Here is a 20494-nt window from a genome sequence, read left to right as displayed (position 1 = left end):
GTCACAGCGGGAGCTTCGTCTTCTCGTAGGCGACGACGTCCGCCAGGATGCGGTCCAGGTCGCGCTCGGGCGCCCAGCCGATCGCCTCGCGGATCTTCGTCGTGTCGGGCACCCGGCGGTGCATGTCCTCGAAGCCGGTGCCGTACGCCGTCTCGTACGGCACCGAGACGATGCCCGACGACGACCCGGTGGCTGCGACGACCCGGTCGGCGAGCTCGCGGATCGTCACCTCCTCCGTGGTGCCGACGTTGAAGACCTCGCCGCTGTGCCGGTCGTCCGCCATCAGGGCGGCCATCGCACGGACGACGTCGGCCACGTGCCCGAAGCAGCGGCTCTGCGCGCCGTCGCCGAACACCTGCAGGTCGCGCTCGGCGAGCGCCCCGCGGACGAACTTCGGCACGACCATCCCGTACTGCCCGGTCTGACGGGGACCGACGGTGTTGAAGAGCCGCACGACGACCGTCGGCAGCTTGCGCTCGTTCCAGTACGCCAGCGCCAGGAACTCGTCGATCGCCTTCGAGCAGGCGTAGGACCACCGCCCCTTCGTCGTCGCGCCCATCACCAGGTCGCCGTCCTCGCGGAACGGCAGCGCCGCCGACTTGCCGTACACCTCGGAGGTCGAGGCCAGCAGCACGGGCTTGCGCTTCTTCGCAGCCTGGGAGAGGACGACCTCGGTGCAGTGCACGTTCGTCTCGATCGTCCGCACCGGCGACTCGACGATCAGCTCCACGCCGACCGCGGCGGCGAGGTGGTAGACGACGTCGACCTCGTCGACGAGCTCGGCGACCACCGCCCGGTTCGCACAGCTGTCGATGGTGTACCCGAAGCGCGGGTGGTCCTTCAGGTGGCGGATGTTCTCGATCGCCCCCGTCGACAGGTCGTCGATGACGTGGACGTGATGGCCGGCCTGGAGCAGCGCATCGCTCAGGTGAGAGCCGATGAAGCCGGCTCCGCCGGTGATCAGGACGCGATCGGACATGCAGCGCACCGCCGGTGGGGGAGGACGGTGCCCGCAGACCCTACATCCCTCGTGCGCCCCGTCCCCCGGAGCGCCCGCCGGCCGGCGACGGACGCTCCGCGGGCCGTCCGAGCAGCTCGCCGTACAGACGGTCCACGTCGCGGACGAGCCGGGCGGCGTCGTACCGCCGACCGACGTGCCGGCGCGCCGCCGCGCCCATCGCCGCGAGCGCCTGGCGGTCGGCCGCGGCGGCGACCAGCGCGTCCGCGAACCCCTCGACGTCTCCGGGCGCGACGAGCACCCCCGTCGTGCCGTCGAGCACGATGTCGCCGACGCCGCCGACGGCGGTGGCGATCGCCGGGACGCCCGCGGCGGCCGCCTCGATCAGCGCGACGGGCGTCCCCTCGTTGTCGGAGGTCAGCGCGGCGACGTCCGCCGCGGCCGCGACGGACGGGAGGTCGTCGCGGAAGCCCAGGAACCGCACCGCCGCACCGAGCGGCGCGGCCTGCCGCTCGAGATCGGCGCGCAGCTCGCCGTCGCCGGCGACGAGGAGCCGGACGTCCGCACCGCGCCGCCGGGCGTCGGCGACGGCCGCGAGCAGCACGTCGACCCGCTTGATGGGCGCCAGCCGCCCCACGAACGCGACGACGAGCGCCGTCGCCGGGGCGTCGATCTGCCGCCGCAGGCCGTCGGGATCGGGGGTGACGGCGAGGAAGCGGTCCAGGTCCAGGCCGACGGGGACGACCGAGAACCGGTCGCGCGGCGCCACGCCGAGGTCGACGAGCTCGTCGACCGTCGCCTGGCTGACGCCCACCAGGCGGTCCGTCGTGCGGGCGAGCAGCGTCTCGAGCGTCCGGAACAGCGCTTCGGTGCGCCGACCGAAGTACCCGCGCAGGACGTGCCCGTGGTACGTGTGCACCACCGTCACCCGGCGCCCCAGGACCACCCGGGCCGCCAGGCGGCCGAGCAGCCCGGCCTTCGCCGTGTGGGTGTGCACGACGTCCGGCCGCAGGCGATGCACGTGCCCGACGAGGGCCACGAACGCGCGCAGGTCGGCGAGCGGCCGCAGGGCGGGACCCAGGCCGGCCACCCGCCGCACGTCCACGCCGCGCTCGGTCGCCAGGCGCTCCAGGCTGCCCTCGGACGGGGGGACCTCCCCCGTGAGCAGCACCGTCGCGTACCGCGTGGGGTCCAGCCGCTCCGACAGGATGGCCACGTGGTGCGCCGGCCCGCCGACGTTCATGCGGGCGATGACGCGGAGCACCCGCACCCGGGGCGGCCGCGGCGCGCTCAAGCCGGGGCCGCGGCGCGCTCGGCGACGAGCGCTTCGACGGTGGCGCGGACGCCGTCCTCGAACCGCACGGTCGGCTCGTACCCCAGCAGCCGCCGGGCCTTGCCGATGTCGGCCTGCGAGTGCCGCACGTCGCCGGCCCGCGGCTCGAGGTGCTGGGCCGTCACGTCCGTGCCGACGACCGAGCCGATGACCCGGAGCAGCTCGTTGAGCGTGTAGCGCTCGCCGCACGCGACGTTGAACGCCTCGCCGACCGCGCCCGGAGCGGTCAGGGCCAGGACGTTCGCGTCGACGACGTTGTCGATGTACGTGAAGTCGCGGGACTGCTCGCCGTCCCCGAAGACCGTGGGGCTGCGCCCCTCGAGCGCGGCGGTGATGAACCGCGGGATGACCGCCGCGTACTGCGACTGCGGGTCCTGACGCGGGCCGAAGACGTTGAAGTAGCGCAGCGCGACGCACTCCAGGTCGTAGACGGCGCTGAACGCCCGGCAGTACCCCTCGGCCGCGAGCTTGCTGACCGCGTACGGCGAGATCGGCAGCGTCGGGAGCTCCTCGTGCTTCGGCAGCGCCTCGGAGGCGCCGTAGACCGACGACGACGAGGCGAAGACCACGCGACGGACGCCCGCGTCGCGCGCGGCGAGCAGCACGTTCAGCGTGCCCGTCGTGTTCACCGCGGCCGACGTCAGCGGGTCCTGGATCGACCGGGGCACGGACGGCAGCGCCGCCTGGTGCAGGACCATGTCGCAGCCGCGGACCGCGGTGTGGGCGCGCTCGTAGCTCTGGATGTCGCCCTCGACGAGCTCGACCCCGTCCAGGACCGCCAGGTTCGAACGCCGACCGGTCGCGAACGAGTCCAGGATCCGGACCTCGTGGCCGTCCCGCAGCAGGCGTCGAGCGATGTGCGAGCCGATGAAGCCCGCTCCTCCGGTCACGAGAATCCGCACGGCCCCAACCTAGCGCGCCCGTGCGGTGCGTCCCCCGGATCACGCGCTCCCGAGCGCGCCGCGCCGCCGCGCGTGCGCGACCCCCGCGGCGGCCGCCGCCAGCCCGAGCGGCAGCGCCACCGCCAGGCTCGCCGCCAGCAGCGCGGCCGCCCCGACGTCGAGGGTGCCGTCGACGAGCCCGGCGCGCAGCAGGTCGACGGGCAGGCGGAACGGCAGGACGGTGGCGACGGCCTCGATCGGCGCGGGCAGGGTGGAGAGCGGGAAGTACGCCCCCGCGAGGACGGGCAGCACGAGCGCCGTGAGCGCCACGACCGACGAGGCCTCGCGGACGACCTGCACCAGGCCGATCACCAGCGCCCCGAGCGCCGCGAACACGCCGGCGGCGCCGACGATCCCGAGCAGCACGCCGACGGCGCCGCCGACGGACAGCGCGAACGGCGCGCCGTACAGGGCCGCCACGGCCAGGAGCAGCAGGGCGATGACCGCGGCGCGGAGCAGCTCGAACGCCAGCTCCGCCAGCACGACGACGGGGACGGGCGCCGGCGAGCTGACGGCGTGCTCGAACGTGCCGCTGACGGTGCCGATGCCGAGCGCGGCCAGGACGCGGCCGACGGCGCCGTGCATCCGCAGCACCGGCAGGCCCGTCGCGGCGTAGGCGAAGTACGGGACGCCGTTGCTGCCGCTGCCGACGAAGCGCCCGATGAAGAAGATGAGGGCGACGCCCACGACGATGCCGAGGGCGTCGAGCACCAGGCCGGTGGGACGCAGCAGCGCCAGGCGCAGGTCGCGCCGGATCGCCGACAGGACGACGGTCATGCGGCGCGCCCCGGTCCGTCCTCGACGATCCGCCCCGCGTCGAGCCGGACGACGCGGTCCGCCGTGGCCGCCACCTCGTCGCGGTCGTGCGTCGCGAGCAGGACGGCCGTCGTGGCGCGCAGGCCGTCGAGGCGCGCGCGGAACGCCGCCACCGAGGCGGCGTCCAGCCCCGACGACGCCTCGTCGAGCAGCAGCACGGCCGGCGTCCGCAGGCAGGCGCGCGCCACGCCCAGGCGGGCGCGCATGCCGGTGGAGTACGCGTCGACCCGGCGGTCGGCGACGGACGCCAGGCCCGCCCCCTCGAGCGCGGCGTCCGCGGCCCGCCGCGCCGCCGCACGGCGCAGGCCCGTCAGCGCCGCGAAGTGCTCCAGGTTGGCGCGGCCGCTCAGCCGCCCGAACCACGAGCGCTGCACGTCGAGCGCCGCCCCGGTGACGGCCGCCGCGCGGCGGCGCTCGCGGACGACGTCGTGCCCCGCGACGACGGCCCGTCCCCCGTCGGGGGTCACCCGCCCGGCGAGGACGCGCAGGAGCGTGCTCTTCCCGGCGCCGTTCGCGCCGACGAGCGCCACGACCTCGCCGCGCTCCACGCGCAGCCCGACGCCGGCGAGCGCGACGACGTCGCCGAAGCGACACGTCAGGTCGACGGTCTCGATCACGCCCGGCGGGCCCCGTGGACGGGGCCGCGGCGACGCGGCGGACGGGCGGGCCGGGACGGCATCCCGCCACGGTAGCCGTCCCGGACGCGGGCGACGGGGGCGGCGTGCGCGGCCGGACGCCCGGCCTGGCGTCCCCGTCCACCGGCGGCTACGGTGGGCGCCCGCGGCCGGCCCGACCGCCGCACCGTCCCGGCACCGGCCGGCCCCCGCGATGACCCTCCCCCGCTCCCTGCCCGCCCTCCCGCCCGGTCCCCGGCTGCGGCCCGCCGTGCAGCGCCTGGCCTGGGCCGAGCGCCCCGTCGGCTTCGCGGCGCGCTGCCACGCGCGCTACGGGGACCTGTTCACCGTGCGCTTCGGCCGCGGGCTGACGCTCGTGCTGGCGTCGGACCCGGCGGTCGTCGCGGCCGTGTTCGCCGCCGGACCGGAGGACGTGCGGCGCGGCCAGGCCCCGACGCGCCGGCGGATCCTGGGCGACGGCTCGGTGGTCGTGCTCGACGACGACGAGCACGCGCGCCACCGCGCCCTGCTGCGGCCGCCGCTGCACGGGCCGGCGCTCGACGCCCACGCCCGGACCATCGCGGACGTCGCGGCCCGGAGCGTCGAGCGGTGGCCCGCCGGCCGCGCCGTGCGGCTGCTCGACGAGCTGCGCGACGTGACGGCCGAGGTGCTCCTGCGCGTCGTGTGCGGCCTCGACGGCCGGGACGCCGACGCGGCCCGCGACCGGAACGCCCTGCGGGCCGCGCTGGCCGAGCTGCGGGCGGCGTCCGCCCGGCGCGCGCCGTCGATCCCTCTCGTCCGGCGACGGTGGGGGCCGGGCGTGCCGAACCGCCGCCTGCTCGCGGCCGTCGCCGGGATCGACGCGGTGCTGCTGCCGCTCGTCGCCGCGCGGCGGGCGGCCGGCGGGGGCGCCGAGCGCCCGGACGTCCTGTCCGCCCTCGTCGCGGCGACGGACGCCGACGGGCGCGGGCTGAGCGACCGGGAGGTCCGCGACGAGGCCCTGACGCTGCTGGTGACCGGGCACGACCCCATGCTCAGCGCCCTGGCGTGGACGTTCGAGCGGCTCGTGCGGCGGCCGGCGGTGCTCGAGCGCGTCCGCACCGACGGCGCCTACGCCGACGCCGCGGTGCGCGAGGTGCTGCGCGTGCGGCCGCCGGCGTGGCTGACGAACGCGCGCACGACCGCGCGCGACCTGCGCGTGGGCGACCACGTCCTGCCGGCGGGGACGATGGTGACCGCGTTCGCGTACCTGCTGCACCGCAACCCCGCCGCCTTCGCCGACCCTGCGGCGTTCCGCCCGGAGCGCTTCCTCGGCGCGGCGCCATCGCCGTCCTGGATCCCCTTCGGCGGCGGCCGGCGGCGCTGCGTCGGCGAGCACCTGGCGCTGCTGACGGCCACGACGGTGCTCCGCACCGCGGCGGATCGCGTCGACCTGCGGCCGGCGGTCCCGGGCGACGAGCTGCAGCGCGAGGTCGGGACGGTGTTCCTGCCGGCCGACGGCGCCCTCGTCGTCGCGACGCCGCGCTGACCGTCCCGCGGGGGGCCGTCTCAACCCAGCAGCTCGAGGAGCGCCGCGGTCGCCTGCGCGTGCCCGTCGGCGGTGCGCGGCCGCTCGAGCCGCCACGCCGGCAGGGTCGCGAGACGGAGGAACGCGGCGGCGTCGCCGCGCGCGTCGCCGTGCAGGCGCGCCGCGCCGAGCGCCGCCGTCCGCGCCCCGGGCCCCAGCGGACGGACCGTCGTGCGCTCCCCCCACGCCAGGTGCACCCAGCCGCGCAGCGCCACGGACGGCGGGGCCGGGCCGAGCGGGAGCAGCGCCGCGCGGCCGTCCCACGCAGACCGCAGCCCCGGGGGCAGCGGCAGGAGGGCCCGCGCGTCGGCGCGCACGGCCAGCGACGCCGCGCCGGCGAGCACGTCGCCGTCCTCCACCACGACCACCTCGTCGGTCACGACGGTGCGACCGGCGAGGGCGACGGCGGCGGCCAGGGTGCTCTTGCCCGCACCCGACGGCCCGGCGAGCGCCAGCGCCCCGCCCGGCCCGTGGACCGCCGCCGCCTGGAACGCGTCGCGGCCCCACCACGCCGCGACCGCGGCGCCGGCGCGGGCCAGCGTCGGGTGGACGATCCCGCGCCATGCGGCCGGGGCGCCGCGGGCCGTCGCGCCGGCGGGGTCGCGCCGGACGTCGACCCGCAGTCCGTGTCCGACCAGCCGCGCGAGGGCGGGCGTCACCTGCTCGGCCGGCGCGTCCGCGGGCTGCGGCACGTGGCGCACGGGGACGATCGGCCAGCCGGGCACCGCACGAAGGTCGCCGCCACCCTCGACACCGACCCACCTGACCCCGTACGCTGCGTCGAGAGGCGTCGGTCGATCGGCGGGTGCGGAGGAGCGGTTCAGGCCTCCAACCTATCGGTCTCGGCGCTCCCGCCGATCACGAGGACACGATGAGCGCCACCCCCCACGCCCCGGCCGACGAGCAGCGCGAGAGCGACTACGAGGCCCCGGCGATCGTCGCCCTCGGCGACGTCAACACCGACACGCTGCAGACCGGCTGACCGCCGGCCGCCACCCGGAGGTCCCCATGGACGACCGCGAACACCCGTCCGACGCGAGCGCCGCGCTCGACGAGGCGCCGTACGAGGCGCCGATGCTCGTCGCGCTCGGCCAGGTCAGCACGGACACGTTGCAGACCGGGATCCCCGGCGGCTGAGCCCGTCGGCACCCCGCGACCCGAGGAGCACCATGGACCATCCCACTCCCACCGACCAGGACGCGCCCGACGCCACCGCGCCGGCCGCGGCGCCCTACGAGCCGCCGGCGATCGTCGGCCTGGGCGACGTCAACACCGAGACGCTCCAGACCGGCATCCCTTAGGCCGGCGGCCCGTCGAGCAGCCCTTCGAGGGTCTCGACCGTCTCGTGGAGCGCCGCGTCGCGCGGGCGCTCCACGAGCCACGCCGGCAGCCGGGCCAGCGCGAGCGCCCGGTCGGGATGCACGTCCTCCCGGCCGGACGCCCGGCACGGCGCCAGCCGCGCCAGCCGCTCGGTCGGCCCCAGGCGCACGGTGCGGCGCACGTCGCCCCAGGCCAGGAACACCAGGCCGCGCAGCGGCACCGCCGGCGGTGCCAGCGGGGTGCGCACGCGACGGCGGGTGCCCGCCCGCACGTCCGTCGCCGTCGCGACGGCCCGCACGCCCGCGTCGCCGCTGGCGGCGAGCACGTCCGCCGCGTCCGGCCGCAGGTCGACGAACGCCGGCCCCGCGCACGCGTCTGCGCCGTCCACGACGACCAGGTCGTCGGCGACCACCGGGCGTCCGGCGACCGCCAGCGCCGCGGCGGCGGTGCTCTTCCCGCCGCCACGACCGGCCAGCAGCGCCCAGGCACCGCCCGCGCCGACCACCGCGCCGCCGTGCAGCGCCTCGCGGCCGTCCCAGCGCGCGAACGTGGCAGCCACGGCGGACAGGTACGGGTGCAGCAGCTCGGCGTCGCCCAGCGCCGTCGGGGTGCGGAACACCGCCCGGCGCTCGACGCGATCCAGCGCCGCCCACGCGCCCCCGCGGTACGTCACGATCGCGCGGTCGGCGGCCATCAGGCGCTCGGGCGCCGGCCGGTCGGCCGGGCTCCGCTGCACCGCGAGGGCGGGCCACGCCGCCCGCGCGGGCGCGAGCGTCGCCGCGCCCTCCCCCATGCCGTGCAGCCGCAGGCCGTAGGCCCCGACGTGCCGGTGGTCGCCCGCTCCCATCGGTCCGACGAACCCTACGTGGCGCGCGCGGACTGCACTACGCTCGCCCGATGGACCCCCCGCCGCAGCCCTCGGACGCCGTGCGTGCCACGGTCCGGGCGCTGCAGGTGGACCGGGTGGCCGTCGACGCGGCGCGGGTGCTGCGCGGCGCGGGGGTCCCCGCCCTGCTCCTGAAGGGCGCGGGGACCGCGACCCTGCTGTACGCCGGCGGCCCGGGACGTAACTACGCCGACGTCGACCTGCTCGTGCGGCGCGAGGACCTGCGTGCCGCCGGGCGCGCGCTCGCCGCGGCCGGATTCGCCTGCGAGCACGACGACACGTCCGGGGGCGCCGCCGAACGGGTGCACCCGCACTCGCAGGTGTGGCGTCGCCCGGGCGCGACGGTCGAGGTCGACCTGCACTTCGGCCTGCCCGGGACGACCGCGTCGGCCGACCACGTCTGGCGGGTCCTGCACCGGGACCGCACGCCGCTCGACCTCGGCGACGCCACGGTCGACGTCCCGAGCCCCGCGGCCCGCGCGCTGCACGTCGTGCTGCACGCCTGGCAGCACCGCGGCCGGCACGCCCGCTCGCTGCGGGACCTCGACCGCGCGCTGGCCGTGCTGGACGCCGCCACCTGGGACGCGGTCGTGGCCCTGGCGCGCGAGCTGGGGGCCGAGGACGCGGTCGCCGCGGTGCTCGGCCCTCGTGACGACGCCGCGGCGCTCGTCGCCCGCACGCGGCTGCGGCCCGGCGACGCGACGCTGCCGCGGCTGTGGATGACCGATCCGCCGGCGGGCGCGATCATGCTGGCCCGCCTGCGCGACGCGCCCGGGGCCCGGGCCCGCGCGCGGCTGGTGCGCGAGCTGGTGCTGCCCCCGCGGGTGGTGCTGGAGCGCGCGACGGGCGAGCGGCTGTCCGGCCGGTCGGCCTACCTGCGGGCCGCCGCCGCCCGTCTGGCCCGCGCCCCGCGCCTGCTCGCCCCCGCCGTGCGCGCGACCCGCCCCGCTCCCCCGCCCCCGACGAAGGACCCCCGATGACCGACCGACCGCTGAAGCTGCGCGAGGGCCAGGCCGCCTGGCGCGAGGTCGAGGGCGAGATCGTCGGCGTGGCGCTCGCCCGCGGCGAGTACTTCGCCGTCACGCCGTCCGGCGCGCTGCTGTGGCAGGCGCTCGCCGACGGCACGACCCGCGACGCGCTGGCGTCCCGGCTCGTCGAGCGGTTCGGGATCGACGCCGGCGTGGCGGCGCGCGACGTGGACGCCTTCGTGGCCTCGCTGGATCGCTGGGACCTGCTCGAGCCGTGAGGCCGCTCCGTCCCCCGGAGGCGCGGGTCGCCGCATGGACGTGGCGGGCGCTCTCGCACGTCCGCGCGGCGCTGCGGGCGGGCGCCGACGTCCACACCGATGCCGTCCGCGCGCCGACGCCCCCGCGGGTGCGTGCGGCGCTCGGTCTGGCGGAGGCGCTGCGCGTCGCGGACGCGGTCCTCACGCGGCGCCGGGCGACGTGCCTGGAGCGCACCGTCGTCGAGCAGGCGCTGTGCCTGCGGTGGGGGATCGAGCGGGACGTCGTCATCGGCGTCCGCGGGGGACGCCGGGCGTTCGAGGCCCACGCCTGGCTCGCGGGCGATCCCGACGCGGGCTACGTCGAGCTGACGCGTCGCCGGGTGCGCCTGCGACGGTGACGGGGACGCCGGGGCGCCACCGGCCGCCGCCCCGGCCCGGGCGCGCCGGTCTCTCCGGGCACGCGCCGCTCACGCGGGCGGCAGCGGCCGCGCCCGGGCGACCGCCGAGGCGCTGTCGGCCGCGAACGCCACGAGCGCGAAGCCGGCGGTCTCCAGCTCCTCCGCCAGCTCTCGGGCCGTGAAGCGGTGGACGAAGAACGGCTCCAGCCCGTCGCCCGGGCGCGCCGGCTCGGCCCGGCGGGCGCGCCGCAGGACGTTGGCCGTCGCCGCCGTCACGCGGTCGCGCGCGGTCGTGCCGCCCCGCACCCGGAACGACAGCAGCACCGGCGCGCCGGGCACGAGCGCGTCGCGGAGCTCCCGCAGGAACGCGACCCGTCGCCCGCGGGTCGGGATGAACATGTAGGCGGACCACCCGACGACCGCCGCGTCGTAGGGCCCGTCGAGCGGCGGACAGCGGTCGTGCTCGGCGGCCCGGACGGTCGCCGCCAGGCCCGCGGCGGCGAACGGCCCGGCGGCGCGCTCCCGCAGCCCGGCGTTGCACTCGAAGCCGTCGACGCGGTACCCGCGCCGGTGGAGAGCCAGCATCTCGCGGCCCGCGCCCGCCGCCCCGACGAGCACGCGGCCCTCCGCCGGGAAGTGCGCCGCGACGGCCGCCTCCTCCCACGGGAAGAGCCCCGATCGCACGTACTCCGACGTCCCGTAGCGCTCGAGCTGCGTGCCGTACCACAGGCGGTCGAGGGCGTGGACGTCGCGCGGGCGCAGCACCCCCAGCCACGCCCCCGTCAGCACGGTCGGCAGCCCCCGCGGCAGGCGGGCGAGGACGCCGCGCGTGCGCCAGTACGCCCTGACGCGCCGGGCCGCAGGCGGCCCCGTGGCGTCGCCGTCCATGGGCGGACGGTACATCGGCGAGGGGACCGACGACGGACTACAGTGCCGCCATGGTCGCCGTGCCCCCAAGCGACCCCGTGCTCGCCGCGGTGGTGATGTCGTTCCGCAACGAGGCGACCGTCGTCGGGGCCGTGCGCTCGCTGCTCGCGCAGGACCCGCCCGTCGAGGTCGTCGTCTCGCACTCCGGTGGCGGCCCCACCCCCGCGCTGCTGGCGCGCGAGTGCCCGGGCGTGCCGCTCGTGGCGTCGGAGCGGCGCCGGTACCCGGGTGCGACCCGCAACGCGGGCGTCGCCGCGACCACCGCCCCGTACGTGTCCTTCCTGGCGGCGGACTGCCTGGCGCTGCCGGGGTGGGCGGCGGGGCGGATCGCGCGCCACGTGGCCGGCGAGCGGGCCGTCGCGTCGGCGCTCGTGCCGCTGCGCCGCGACGCGCCGAGCCTGGCGGCCAACCTGCTGCAGCACTCCAACCGCATGCCGGGGTACCGGCCGCTGCCCAGCCTGCGCTTCGGCGTGTCGTACGCCCGCGACGCCCTGGAGCGCTACGGCCCGTTCCCCGAGGGGCCGGGGTTCCCCGAGGACGTGGTCGTCAACCAGCGCCTGCTCGCCGCCGGCATCCCGATCGCCTGGGCGCCCGACGTGGTCTCGACCCACGACTACCCGGGCACCCTGCGGCGGATGGTCGCCGACCAGCACCGGCGCGGACGCATCCACGGCGCGCTGCACGGCGCGTGGCCGTGGCGGCTGCTGCTGGCGTCCCGCGTGCCGCTGGAGGCCGTCGTCGCGCTGCGGCGCGCCGCGACGGGACGGCCGCCCACCCCCGCGCGGGACCTGGTGCGCGCCGGGCCGGCGCTCGCGCTCGCGACGGTCGCCCAGGCGACGGGGAAGGTGCGCGGCGGCGGCGACGTCGACCCCGCTGCCCGGGAGTACGTGGCGCGGCGTCGTCGCGCCCGCCTGGGGCGCGTGGCGCGCGGCGGCCCCGACCGCGGCCGATGAGCGCCGGTCCGGCCAGGCGCTCGCGGACGCGGTGGTGGCTGCGCCGCGCCGTCGTCGAGGCCACGAAGGTGCCGTCGTGGTCGCTGCGGCCGGCGTCCCGCGAGCCGCGGAGGGTCCGCCTGCTGGCGCTGCTCGCCGTTCGCGACGAGGGCGCGCTGCTGCCGGGCTACCTGGCGAGCGTCGGCCCCCACGTCGACGGCATCGTGGCGCTGGACGACGGCTCCACGGACGGCTCGGCCGAGATCCTGGAGGCCGCCCCGCAGGTGCTCGAGGTCCTGCGCGTGCCGCCGGACCGCGCCGCCTGGGAGGACGTCGCCGCGCACCGCCGCCTCGTCGCGGCCGGGGTGCGCCACGGAGCGGACTGGCTGGTCAGCCTGGACGCCGACGAGCGGGTCGAGCGCGACTTCCGGGCCCGTGCCGAGCGGGTGATCCGCCGCGGCGGGCGGCTCGGCGCGACCGCCTTCGCGGTCCGGATCCGCGAGCTGTGGGACGACCCGCACCACGTGCGCGTCGACGGCATCTGGGGCGCGAAGACGCAGGCGCGGCTGTTCGCCGCCCGCGCCGACCACGCCTTCGACGAGCGCCCGTTCCACGGGCAGAAGGCGCCGCTGCAGGCGACCGTCCTGGGCGGGCGCGTGCCGTTCGCCGACCTGCTCGTCTACCACCTGCGGATGATCGAGCCGGCGGCCCGGGCCGCCAGACGCGCCCGGTACGAGGAGCTCGATCCCCAGGCGCTCGCGCAGCCCGGCGTGGGCTACGCGTACCTGACGGACGAGCGAGGGCTGCGCCGCCGGGCGGTGCCGAGGCGGCGAGGGTTCGACGACCGCCCCGCCGCCGAGCGCGCCGGCTGACGCGTCGGCTCAGCCGGCGTCGCTGGCGCTCAGCCCCCGCAGACGGCTGGCCCGTTCGCTGCGACGGCCTCGCTGGCGCTCAGCCCCCGCAGACGGCTGGCCCGTTCGCTGCGACGGCCTCGCTGGCGCTCAGCCCCCGCAGACGGGCCAGGGGCTCGACCCGCGCTGGGCCTGCAGCTTGGCCGCGAGCTGGTCCTGGACGGCCTCCGGGGCCGCGGCGGGATCGCCGGAGCCGCCGACCGACTCCCAGGTCTGGCGGTCGAACTGGTACTTGCCGCGGTACTGGCCGTCGGCCGACACCGCGGACGGGTCGCCGCCGGACTCGCAGGCGGCGACGCCCTCGAGGCCCGCGCCGGCGCCACCCGTGGCGGCGGGGGCCGGGGTGGCGGAGGTGCCGGACGACGTGGCGGCGGTCGCAGCGCTGCCGGTGGCGGATGCCTGCGCCGTGGCGCTGCCCGGCTTCAGGCTCAGGTGCATCCGGCGCAGGACGCCGAGCGAGTCGAGGACCTCGGCGCGCGTGGCGGAGCGCGGCGCCCCGTCCTCACGCACGCCGTCCTTGGCGATGTTGCGCCCGGGCTCGCCCCCCGCGCGCTCGACGCGCTGGTAGACGGTGTCGTACGCGTCCTTCAGGCCGGGAGACGGCTCGGCGGCGCTGACGACGGCCGGCGCGCCGGCGAAGATCGCAGAAGCCGCGGCGAGCGCGGCGAACGTGTGCTTCTTGCCCATGTGCTGATCACCTCACGGTGGTCGGGTTCAGGGTCCGCCGGCGGGGGACGACGTCCACGCCCACCGGCAAGGCCCACCGCACGGTGGACCGAGGGCTACCGCGGGGGACGCCGTTCGGGCGTCCACGCAGCACGGGGCGTACCCGCGCCGCTCAAGCGGTCCATCGACCGTACGGGACGCGGCGGGGATAGTGGAGTGCGCCGGGTCACATACGGCGCGCGCGGACGCGCCTCATGCAGCCGGCGACGGCTCCGCACCCGAAGACTCGGGCTGCGGCCCGCGACGCGCCACCCACGTCCGCCAGACGCCTGCCAAGATCAGGATGCTAGCGAGCAGCGCGAAGATGTTGACCGGTACGGCGTACCGCGCGTTATAGCCAGCCGCGGCGTACCAGTTCGCCGCCACGAACAGCCAGAACGCGAGCGCGGCAAGCCGGAACCCTCGGGCGAAGGCCAGGCCCAGCACGGTGATCACGAGCGCGGCTCCGACCATCCACCCGTGGATGCGAACGACGCCCTTCACGTCGTCGTAGGTCGTGACCAGGGACTGGGTCCCGATCGGCGCGAGGGCGAACAGTGGGGCCGCGATGGCCTGCTCGTTGGCCTCGATCGGCGGGTTACGCGCGGCCATCGGCGACAGCGCCCCCGCCGAGGAGCCCGTGTAGTTCTCGGCGCCGTCCACGACGCTCTCGATCTGCGCGAGCGGCGTCGGCGCCGGGTCGTCCTCGTTGCGCGCCTTCGCTACCGACGGCGACGCGGCCGCAGCGAACGCCGCAAAGAGGTCGTCCGAGTGCGGGAAGCCCCGCGGCTCCAGCCGGAACGCCGGCGACGAGTGGTCCCAGGAATAGAACTCGGTCGCCTTGGGACGCTTGGCCGGGGGGGTGCGGTCGCAGAGCTTCCTCGTCCCCGGGGGCGGGGTGAACTTCGAGCAGTCCGCGTCCGACGCGATGTTGGCGTACGCGTTCCAGCCGGCCCCAGGCGTGAATTCGAAGCCGATGTCGAGGGCACGCGACTGGGCCACGCCGTACGGCACGAGCACGAGGACTGCGCCGAAGACGGCACCAGCGACAGGCAGCGCGGCGCTTCGCCGTTCGGCCCACGGCCTCAGGACCACGATGAGCAAGACGATGAGCGGCACCCAAACCAGGCCCGGGTACCGGGCCGTATAGCCGACCGCGGCAGCAACACCGGCCGCGAAGCCCCAGACCGCCGCGGTGCGCCCCGTCGACGTCGCGGCGTACGCGGCACCGCCGAAGGCCAGGATGAGCGCCGGGATGTACAGCGCCTCGCTCATGATCGAGTGTTCGAGTTGGACCACCTCGGGATTCCAGAGGACGAGCGCTGCACCGACTGCGCTAAGCAGCAGGGGCAACTTGAGGCGCCGCAAAGCGAACCAGAGGAACACGCCGGCGATAGCGCCGAGCGCGTGCTGACTCGCAGCGAGCACGGTGCCGCTGTCCGTCAGGGCGCCGACGATGCGCAGCCAGAGCGAGTAGCCGACCGGGTGGTGAACGTCGTAGAACAGGCCCCCCGGTCGGCCGCCCGCCGCAGCGGCAAGGTAGGTTCCCGAGTCGTATAGACCGTACGTGATCGGCCTGACGCCAGCCATAGCCCACGCGCGCAGGACGAAGGCGCCCAGCAAGAGGACGCCGAGAACCCAGCATTCCCCCTTCGAGAGGCGACCCGCCCATCCCCGTGCTGCGGCAACGACTTGGCCGCTGCGGGAGGTCACAGGCCGACCCGGTCCCTCATTCGACGGATGTGCTTCGCGGTCGTCAATGCGGCTTTGACCGCCTGACGGTTGCGGATCTCCTCGTAGCTCGCCGCCGCGTGCGCCGTGGCCCGCACCTGCTTTTCGGCGGCGAGTGCCCGGGACTTCCAGCGGTCGATGACCGACGCCGCTGCGGCCGCGTACGTGCCGCGGGGGCGCATGTCGGTGTCGGCGAGGCGGGCGTTGGTGCGCCACAGCTCGCGATTCGCTCGCCGCAGGCTCTCCAACCACCGGGCGTTCACCGGCTCGACGGCCCACGACATGCGGGCCGACTCGTCGGCCTCCGCCGTGTCGGCGTTGACGAGGACTAGGTAGTGGGTCGCCCAGCCGTGAGGCCGCGCCTCGGCGGGCACGGGCGCAAGGAGCGGCGCGGGCGGAGTCGCGGGCGCCGGCTCACGACCGATGTACGAGCCCTGGGCATGCCACTGCTCCCAGATCTCGGCCGGCGTGGCGAAGCGCGCGGCCCAGCGGTCGACCGCCTCCCGGTCGAAGTTGTTCAGGTGGAAGGCGTTGTCCTCCTCGTAGCGCCGCGAGTTCGGCACCGAGAAGATGACCGTGGTGCCCGAGCCGGCCACCGCCACCAGAGCGTCGAGGAGACGCTCCTTCTCGGCGATGTGCTCGACCCCTTCGAAGCACAGGAGCACATCGACGTCGCGCATGCGGTCGGCGTCCTCGAGCCATTCGACCGCGTCGCCGCAAGCGAAGGAGACGCCGTCCAGATGGCCGAACGTGCGCTCCGCCTCGTCGATGGCGTCGCGCGACAGGTCGACACCCAGGACGGACCGCGCCTCCGCCGCGACGATGGCCGAGCCGTAGCCGACGCCGCAGCACAGGTCCAGGATCCTGCGACCGGCGCAGAAGCGCCGCACGGCCTCGTAGCGATGCCGGTGCTCGAGCGCCTCGAGCGACGACTCGTTGACGGCCTCTGCGCTCAAGCGTTCCAGGGACACCACTCGACCTCCTCTTCGCGGCGACGGCTCTGCATCTCGCCCAGCAAGCGGGCGGTGGAGTCGATGCCGAACTCGCGGATCATCGACGACGACCGGACTCGGTACCGGAACAGGCGCTCGGGAATGACGTGGCCCACCCGTCCCGCGTCGTGCAGGCGCCAGTAGTGGTACCAGTCCTCGAAGCTCGTGAGCTCCTCGTCGTACCAGTAGCCGTCGTCGAACACGCTGCGCCGGAACAGCGCCACCGCGTCGCCGGCGACGTTGTTCTCGCGCACCAGGTCGGAGCTGTTGCCGATCGGCTGGTAGCCCCGGTCGATGCCCTCGTGCGGCACGCCGTGCTCGTCGACGTACAAGGACCACGACGTGACGAACGCCATCTCGGGGTCAGCCTCGAGGACCTCGAGCGCCCGCGCGACGAACGTCGGCTCGAGGACGTTGTCGGCGTCGAGCGGCAGGACGTAGTCGCTCGACGACACACGGATGCCGAGGTTTCGCGCGGCTCCGAGACCGGTGTTGGCCTGCGTCACCACGGAGACGCGCGGGTCGCGCGCCAACTCAACGAGGACGCGGTCCTCGGGCGCCGTGGAGCCATCGTTGACGATCACCACGCGGGTGTTGCGGTGCGTCTGCGCCAACGCACTCGCGACCGTCTCCTCGACGTGCTCCTCGAGCTGGTAGTACGGCACCACGACCGTCACGCTCGGCGCGGCCCGCCCGGACGCGGCACGGCGGGGCCGGTCGGCGGCACCGGCGGCGGCCAGGCGCTCGTAGGCCTCCAGGACCGGCCCCTCAGCGGTGAGCGCCTCGAACTGCGCCCGGGCCCGCTCGCCCACCTGGGGTCTGCGGACGGTGCCGGGCTCCTCCATCAGCTGCTCGAGACGCTCGGCCAGCGCCGGACGGCCGGGGTCGCGGCTGAGCCATCCGCCGGGCCGGTCGCCGGCGTCGTCGGGGGCGCCGACCATCTCGACGAGGCCGCCGACCGGAGTGGCGATGAGCGGCAGCCCCGCCGCCAGCCCCTCCAGACCAACGTTGGGCCAGCACTCCCACAGCGACGGCAGCACGACCGCGTCGTGGCCGGCGAAGAGGCCCGGCACGTCCTCGGGCGGCACCGCGTCGTGGAAGCGGATGCGCCAGTCGTGCGGCGTGGCCAGCTCCAGGTGCTCGCGGACGGAGATGCCGCGCGGCGCGGTGTTCGTGTCGCCACCGACGATCGTCAGCACGACGCCGACGCCCGTGTCGCGGATCACGCGCACCAGGTTCTCGATCCCCTTGCGCCGCTCCAGGCGTCCGAGGTAGAGCAGGTGCAGCATGTCGTCGTGGGCCCGGTCGACCGGGGGCGACGGGGGCTGCACGGCATGCAGGTACGGGTGGCGGATGGTTTCGAGGCGCGCCACGCGGCCGGCGTAGAAACGGTCGTACGTGCCGCCGATGTCGCCGCCGCCCACGAGGACGGCGTCGGCGTAGCGGAGCGCGTAGCGCTCGAGCTCGAACGTCATCCGCGACGGAAACTCGACGGGCAGGTGGCCGTCCAGGACGGAGCACATTTCGACCGACGTGTGGGCGCGGACGACGACCGCGGTGTCGCGGAACGTCGCGCCGCCGGTGCGTGCGGCCTGTACCGTGACCGCGCCCTCACCCAGGTAGTCCGGGAACTCGACCAGATCGGGGCCGTGGTCGCCGTAGTGCGCGACCAGGGCGTCGTGCACGTCCGCGCTGTAGCGGTGCATGTCCGTGTAGAACGACCCGGGGCCGTTCTCGGGGTCGTCCCGCACGTACACAACCTCGACATCGCCGCCCGGCGCGATCGGGCTGCCCGCCGCGATCGCCTCGTCCAGCTGCGCGCGGTTGCCCTCGCGGGTGAACAGCACGACGTCGGCTACCGGCCCGAGCAGGCGCAGCAGCGCGCTGACGTAAGCCGCAATCCCGCCGCTGTTGGCGGGGGCCACGTCGCGCGAAACGATGGCGATCCGTCGGTCGGGCACGATGGCTCGGAACCCTAGAGCTCTTCGGCGACGTGCGGCGCGATGCGCGAGTACGTCCACGCGCCGAGGACGAACACGAAGACCGTGATGCCGATCGGGATGAGCATCATCGTCCAGCCCCCGATGGCCTCGACCGCCGTCGCCGCGGAGGGGTCGAAGATCGAGTGCCGCATCTGCTGCTGGACGACGGCCAGCGGATTGCACATGACGATCTGCTGCAGCACACGGCTATCGACCGTGTCGATCGGATACAGGATCGGGGTGCCGTAGAACAGCGCCAGGCTGAAGACCTCCCAGATGGGCGCGACGTCCCGGAAGCGCACGAACAGCGCCGACAGCAGCAGCGCGAGGCCCAGGATGAACACGACCAGCAGGGCGAGCATGGGGAAGAACTCGAGCCACGACCACCGCAGCGGCACCCGCGAGATCCCGATGAACACGAGGACCGCGATCAGGTTGACGGCCAGGTTGAGCAGCGCCGTCACCACGACGGACACCGGGATGACGATCCGCGGGAAGTGGATCTTGCGGACGAGCCCCTCGGCCGCCGGGACGGCACGGACGGCGGATCCCGTCGCGTCGCCGAAGAACTGGTACATCATGATTCCGAACAGCAGGAGCGGCGCGAAGTACTTCACGTCCTTGCTGACCGGGACGATCTCCGTGAACAGCACGAAGTAGACGCCGAAGAGCATCGCCGGCCGCATCAGCTGCCACAGGTAGCCGAGGATCGCGCCGAAGAACTTCAGGCGGAACTCAAGGAACCCAAGCGTCCACGTGAGGTTGGCCATGCGCCGCAACGACCCGACGTAGGCGCCGGGACCGGGGATCCGCTTGCCACCGGCGGCCTTGATCCGCTCGATGTCCGCGGCGACGTCGGTCGTGCTCACGAGCGGACCTCCGTCGCGGGCAGGGCCGCGGGGCGATCGTGCCCGAGGGCTCGCACCTCGACGTCGTGGTCGAGGACGGTGATCGCGCCCGTGTCGTTCGGTCCGGCCGAGACGAACGACCCGAAGTCCTTGCGTCGGTCCGCGAACTCCAGGTCGGCGGCCCCGCGCGAGGCGACGTAGGGCGTGACGGTGTAGCGGCCCGACGCGAATACGTTCTCGAAGCGCACGATCGCCTCGGCGCGGTCGCCGGCGCGGAAGTTGCCCACCGGGCGCTGCACCCAGATCGAGTTGCCCGAGAAGACGGGACGGTGCTGGTCGTCTTCGACGACTAGGCCGACGGAGGGCTCCAGCATGTCCTCGACGAACTGCAGTTCGAACCGCACGACGACGGTCTCGCCGCGCTGAATGAGCAGTCGCGGCTCGCCGCGGTCGTCCTCGACGGTCATCCGCTCGACGCGCGCGCGGCCGTCGCCCTGGCGGTTCAGGTCAACCGCGCCTGCGCCGATGCTCGCCGCAGAGGCCTCGCGGTCCTCGCTGAAGTTCACGGCCAGGTAGTTGGCGCCGACACGTTCGGGGTCGCCCTGCTCGACGACGCGGCCGCGCTCCATCAGCATGGCGCGGTCGCAGAACCGCTTCACGGCCCCCATGTCGTGCGTGACGAGCACCATGGTGCGGCCCTCGTCGCGCAGGCGGTTGAACTGGTCGAAGCACTTCTGCTGGAACGCCGCGTCACCGACCGCCAGAACCTCGTCGATCAGCAGCACGTCGGCGTCCACCTGGATCATCACCGAGAACGCGAGACGGACGTGCATGCCCGACGAGTAGTTCTTGAGTTTGACGTCCTCGAAGTCGCGCAGCTCGGCGAAGTCGATCACGGCGTCGTAGCGCGAACGGGCGACTGACGGGGTCAGGCCGAGCATGATGGCGTTGAGCATCACGTTGTCGCGCGCGCCGAGATCGGGGTTGAATCCGACGCCGAGCTCGATGAACGTGGAGAGCCGGCCGCGCAGCCAGATGTCGCCAGCGTCCGCGCCGTAGATGCCGGCGAGCATCTTCAGCAGCGTGCTCTTGCCCGAGCCGTTGCGGCCGACGATGCCGAAGAACTCGCCCTCCTCGACGGAGAACGAGACGTCGTCCACGGCGGTGAACTCGTCATGCCCCACGCGCCGGAAGGGATGCAGCGCCCGTTCCTTCAGCGTGTGCGTCTGGTGATGCGGACGGCGGAAGGACTTTCGGACGCCGTCGACCACGATCGCAGGAGACGACACTCGATCATGGTTGCAGGATGCGCGGGCGCCTGCGGAACGAAGCGGAACGGCGTGTCCGGTGCGTCTGCCGCCTGGAACGCACGCGCGTGAACCATGCGGGCACGCCTCGGCGAACTCTG

General features: G+C 75.5%; 23 protein-coding genes. 9 read left to right on the top strand and 14 right to left on the bottom strand.

The window, feature by feature from the left end:
* Position 1: 1 nt before the first annotated feature.
* From J3P29_RS03430 to J3P29_RS03410, 5 genes are read right to left on the bottom strand one after another with little or no spacing between them, the layout of a single operon-like run.
* Positions 2 to 979, bottom strand: a complete 978-nt coding sequence (locus tag J3P29_RS03430) for a GDP-mannose 4,6-dehydratase (RefSeq protein WP_210491633.1) — start codon at positions 977 to 979, stop codon at positions 2 to 4.
* A 40-nt stretch (positions 980 to 1019) separates the two neighbouring features.
* Positions 1020 to 2222, bottom strand: coding sequence for a glycosyltransferase (locus tag J3P29_RS03425; protein WP_210491632.1), 1203 nt, complete (start codon positions 2220 to 2222; stop codon positions 1020 to 1022).
* Between the two features lie 26 nt (positions 2223 to 2248).
* The gene (locus tag J3P29_RS03420; RefSeq protein ID WP_210491631.1) at positions 2249 to 3193 is read right to left on the bottom strand and encodes an SDR family oxidoreductase; all 945 of its coding nucleotides are present in this window, start codon (positions 3191 to 3193) and stop codon (positions 2249 to 2251) included.
* A 39-nt stretch (positions 3194 to 3232) separates the two neighbouring features.
* On the bottom strand, positions 3233 to 4009 hold the full coding sequence (locus J3P29_RS03415) for an ABC transporter permease (RefSeq protein WP_210491630.1): 777 nt from the start codon (positions 4007 to 4009) through the stop codon (positions 3233 to 3235).
* Positions 4006 to 4665 carry an ABC transporter ATP-binding protein gene (locus J3P29_RS03410; protein WP_210491629.1) on the bottom strand — a complete coding sequence of 220 codons (660 nt, stop codon included), beginning with the start codon at positions 4663 to 4665 and terminating at the stop codon, positions 4006 to 4008. The genes J3P29_RS03415 and J3P29_RS03410 overlap by 4 nt, the downstream gene beginning before the upstream one ends.
* Positions 4666 to 4876: 211 nt before the next feature.
* On the opposite strand from J3P29_RS03410, the gene J3P29_RS03405 reads away from it, so the two are divergent.
* The gene (locus J3P29_RS03405; RefSeq protein WP_210491628.1) at positions 4877 to 6190 is read left to right on the top strand and encodes a cytochrome P450; all 1314 of its coding nucleotides are present in this window, start codon (positions 4877 to 4879) and stop codon (positions 6188 to 6190) included.
* Between the two features lie 20 nt (positions 6191 to 6210).
* On the opposite strand, the gene J3P29_RS03400 is transcribed toward J3P29_RS03405, so the two are convergent.
* Positions 6211 to 6954 carry a hypothetical protein gene (locus J3P29_RS03400; protein WP_210491627.1) on the bottom strand — a complete coding sequence of 248 codons (744 nt, stop codon included), beginning with the start codon at positions 6952 to 6954 and terminating at the stop codon, positions 6211 to 6213.
* Between the two features lie 146 nt (positions 6955 to 7100).
* Between J3P29_RS03400 and J3P29_RS03395 the strand changes: the two genes are divergently transcribed.
* Genes J3P29_RS03395 through J3P29_RS20270 form a run of 3 tightly spaced genes read left to right on the top strand, consistent with a single transcriptional unit; the run spans position 7101 to position 7530 of the window.
* The gene (locus tag J3P29_RS03395) at positions 7101 to 7211 is read left to right on the top strand and encodes a lasso RiPP family leader peptide-containing protein (RefSeq protein WP_210491626.1); all 111 of its coding nucleotides are present in this window, start codon (positions 7101 to 7103) and stop codon (positions 7209 to 7211) included.
* A gap of 26 nt (positions 7212 to 7237) precedes the next feature.
* Positions 7238 to 7366 (top strand): lasso RiPP family leader peptide-containing protein, encoded by a 129-nt coding sequence (locus J3P29_RS03390; RefSeq protein ID WP_210491625.1) that lies wholly within the window; start codon positions 7238 to 7240, stop codon positions 7364 to 7366.
* A 32-nt stretch (positions 7367 to 7398) separates the two neighbouring features.
* On the top strand, positions 7399 to 7530 hold the full coding sequence (locus J3P29_RS20270) for a hypothetical protein (RefSeq protein ID WP_282599907.1): 132 nt from the start codon (positions 7399 to 7401) through the stop codon (positions 7528 to 7530).
* Here J3P29_RS20270 and J3P29_RS03385 read toward each other — a convergent pair.
* Positions 7527 to 8396 carry a hypothetical protein gene (locus J3P29_RS03385; protein ID WP_210491624.1) on the bottom strand — a complete coding sequence of 290 codons (870 nt, stop codon included), beginning with the start codon at positions 8394 to 8396 and terminating at the stop codon, positions 7527 to 7529. The genes J3P29_RS20270 and J3P29_RS03385 overlap by 4 nt on opposite strands.
* 50 nt (positions 8397 to 8446) lie before the next feature.
* Here J3P29_RS03385 and J3P29_RS03380 point away from each other — a divergent pair, with 50 nt between their 5' ends.
* From J3P29_RS03380 to J3P29_RS03370, 3 genes are read left to right on the top strand one after another with little or no spacing between them, the layout of a single operon-like run.
* Positions 8447 to 9415 carry a nucleotidyltransferase family protein gene (locus tag J3P29_RS03380; protein WP_210491623.1) on the top strand — a complete coding sequence of 323 codons (969 nt, stop codon included), beginning with the start codon at positions 8447 to 8449 and terminating at the stop codon, positions 9413 to 9415.
* On the top strand, positions 9412 to 9681 hold the full coding sequence (locus J3P29_RS03375) for a PqqD family protein (RefSeq protein WP_210491622.1): 270 nt from the start codon (positions 9412 to 9414) through the stop codon (positions 9679 to 9681). The genes J3P29_RS03380 and J3P29_RS03375 overlap by 4 nt, the downstream gene beginning before the upstream one ends.
* Positions 9678 to 10058, top strand: a complete 381-nt coding sequence (locus tag J3P29_RS03370; protein WP_210491621.1) for a lasso peptide biosynthesis B2 protein — start codon at positions 9678 to 9680, stop codon at positions 10056 to 10058. Before J3P29_RS03375 ends, J3P29_RS03370 begins: the two co-directional genes overlap by 4 nt.
* A 69-nt stretch (positions 10059 to 10127) precedes the next feature.
* Here J3P29_RS03370 and J3P29_RS03365 read toward each other — a convergent pair whose 3' ends face one another.
* Positions 10128 to 10946, bottom strand: a complete 819-nt coding sequence (locus J3P29_RS03365; RefSeq protein WP_210491620.1) for a class I SAM-dependent methyltransferase — start codon at positions 10944 to 10946, stop codon at positions 10128 to 10130.
* A gap of 50 nt (positions 10947 to 10996) precedes the next feature.
* On the opposite strand from J3P29_RS03365, the gene J3P29_RS03360 reads away from it, so the two are divergent.
* Both J3P29_RS03360 and J3P29_RS03355 read left to right on the top strand, forming a co-directional pair.
* Positions 10997 to 11938: a glycosyltransferase family 2 protein gene (locus tag J3P29_RS03360; protein WP_210491619.1), complete on the top strand. Its 942-nt coding sequence runs from the start codon at positions 10997 to 10999 to the stop codon at positions 11936 to 11938.
* Positions 11935 to 12789 carry a glycosyltransferase family 2 protein gene (locus tag J3P29_RS03355; RefSeq protein ID WP_210491618.1) on the top strand — a complete coding sequence of 285 codons (855 nt, stop codon included), beginning with the start codon at positions 11935 to 11937 and terminating at the stop codon, positions 12787 to 12789. Before J3P29_RS03360 ends, J3P29_RS03355 begins: the two co-directional genes overlap by 4 nt.
* A 129-nt stretch (positions 12790 to 12918) precedes the next feature.
* On the opposite strand, the gene J3P29_RS03350 is transcribed toward J3P29_RS03355, so the two are convergent.
* The 6 genes from J3P29_RS03350 to J3P29_RS03325 form a co-directional block, all read right to left on the bottom strand.
* Positions 12919 to 13515, bottom strand: a complete 597-nt coding sequence (locus J3P29_RS03350) for a transglycosylase family protein (protein WP_210491617.1) — start codon at positions 13513 to 13515, stop codon at positions 12919 to 12921.
* Between the two features lie 231 nt (positions 13516 to 13746).
* Positions 13747 to 15246: a hypothetical protein gene (locus J3P29_RS03345; protein ID WP_210491616.1), complete on the bottom strand. Its 1500-nt coding sequence runs from the start codon at positions 15244 to 15246 to the stop codon at positions 13747 to 13749.
* Positions 15243 to 16235: a methyltransferase domain-containing protein gene (locus J3P29_RS03340; RefSeq protein ID WP_210491615.1), complete on the bottom strand. Its 993-nt coding sequence runs from the start codon at positions 16233 to 16235 to the stop codon at positions 15243 to 15245. The genes J3P29_RS03345 and J3P29_RS03340 overlap by 4 nt, the downstream gene beginning before the upstream one ends.
* Complete coding sequence (locus J3P29_RS03335; protein WP_210491614.1) at positions 16217 to 18217, bottom strand: glycosyltransferase; 2001 nt, start codon at positions 18215 to 18217, stop codon at positions 16217 to 16219. Before J3P29_RS03335 ends, J3P29_RS03340 begins: the two co-directional genes overlap by 19 nt.
* Positions 18218 to 18231: 14 nt before the next feature.
* A complete protein-coding gene (locus J3P29_RS03330) occupies positions 18232 to 19107 on the bottom strand; it encodes an ABC transporter permease (protein ID WP_210491613.1) in 876 nt (291 codons plus the stop codon).
* Positions 19104 to 20375 carry an ABC transporter ATP-binding protein gene (locus J3P29_RS03325; protein WP_210491612.1) on the bottom strand — a complete coding sequence of 424 codons (1272 nt, stop codon included), beginning with the start codon at positions 20373 to 20375 and terminating at the stop codon, positions 19104 to 19106. Before J3P29_RS03325 ends, J3P29_RS03330 begins: the two co-directional genes overlap by 4 nt.
* Positions 20376 to 20494: the final 119 nt, after the last annotated feature.

Source organism: Patulibacter sp. SYSU D01012 (assembly GCF_017916475.1).
Taxonomy (GTDB): Bacteria; Actinomycetota; Thermoleophilia; order Solirubrobacterales; family Solirubrobacteraceae; genus Patulibacter.
This window is presented reverse-complemented; position numbering and strand designations above follow the sequence as displayed.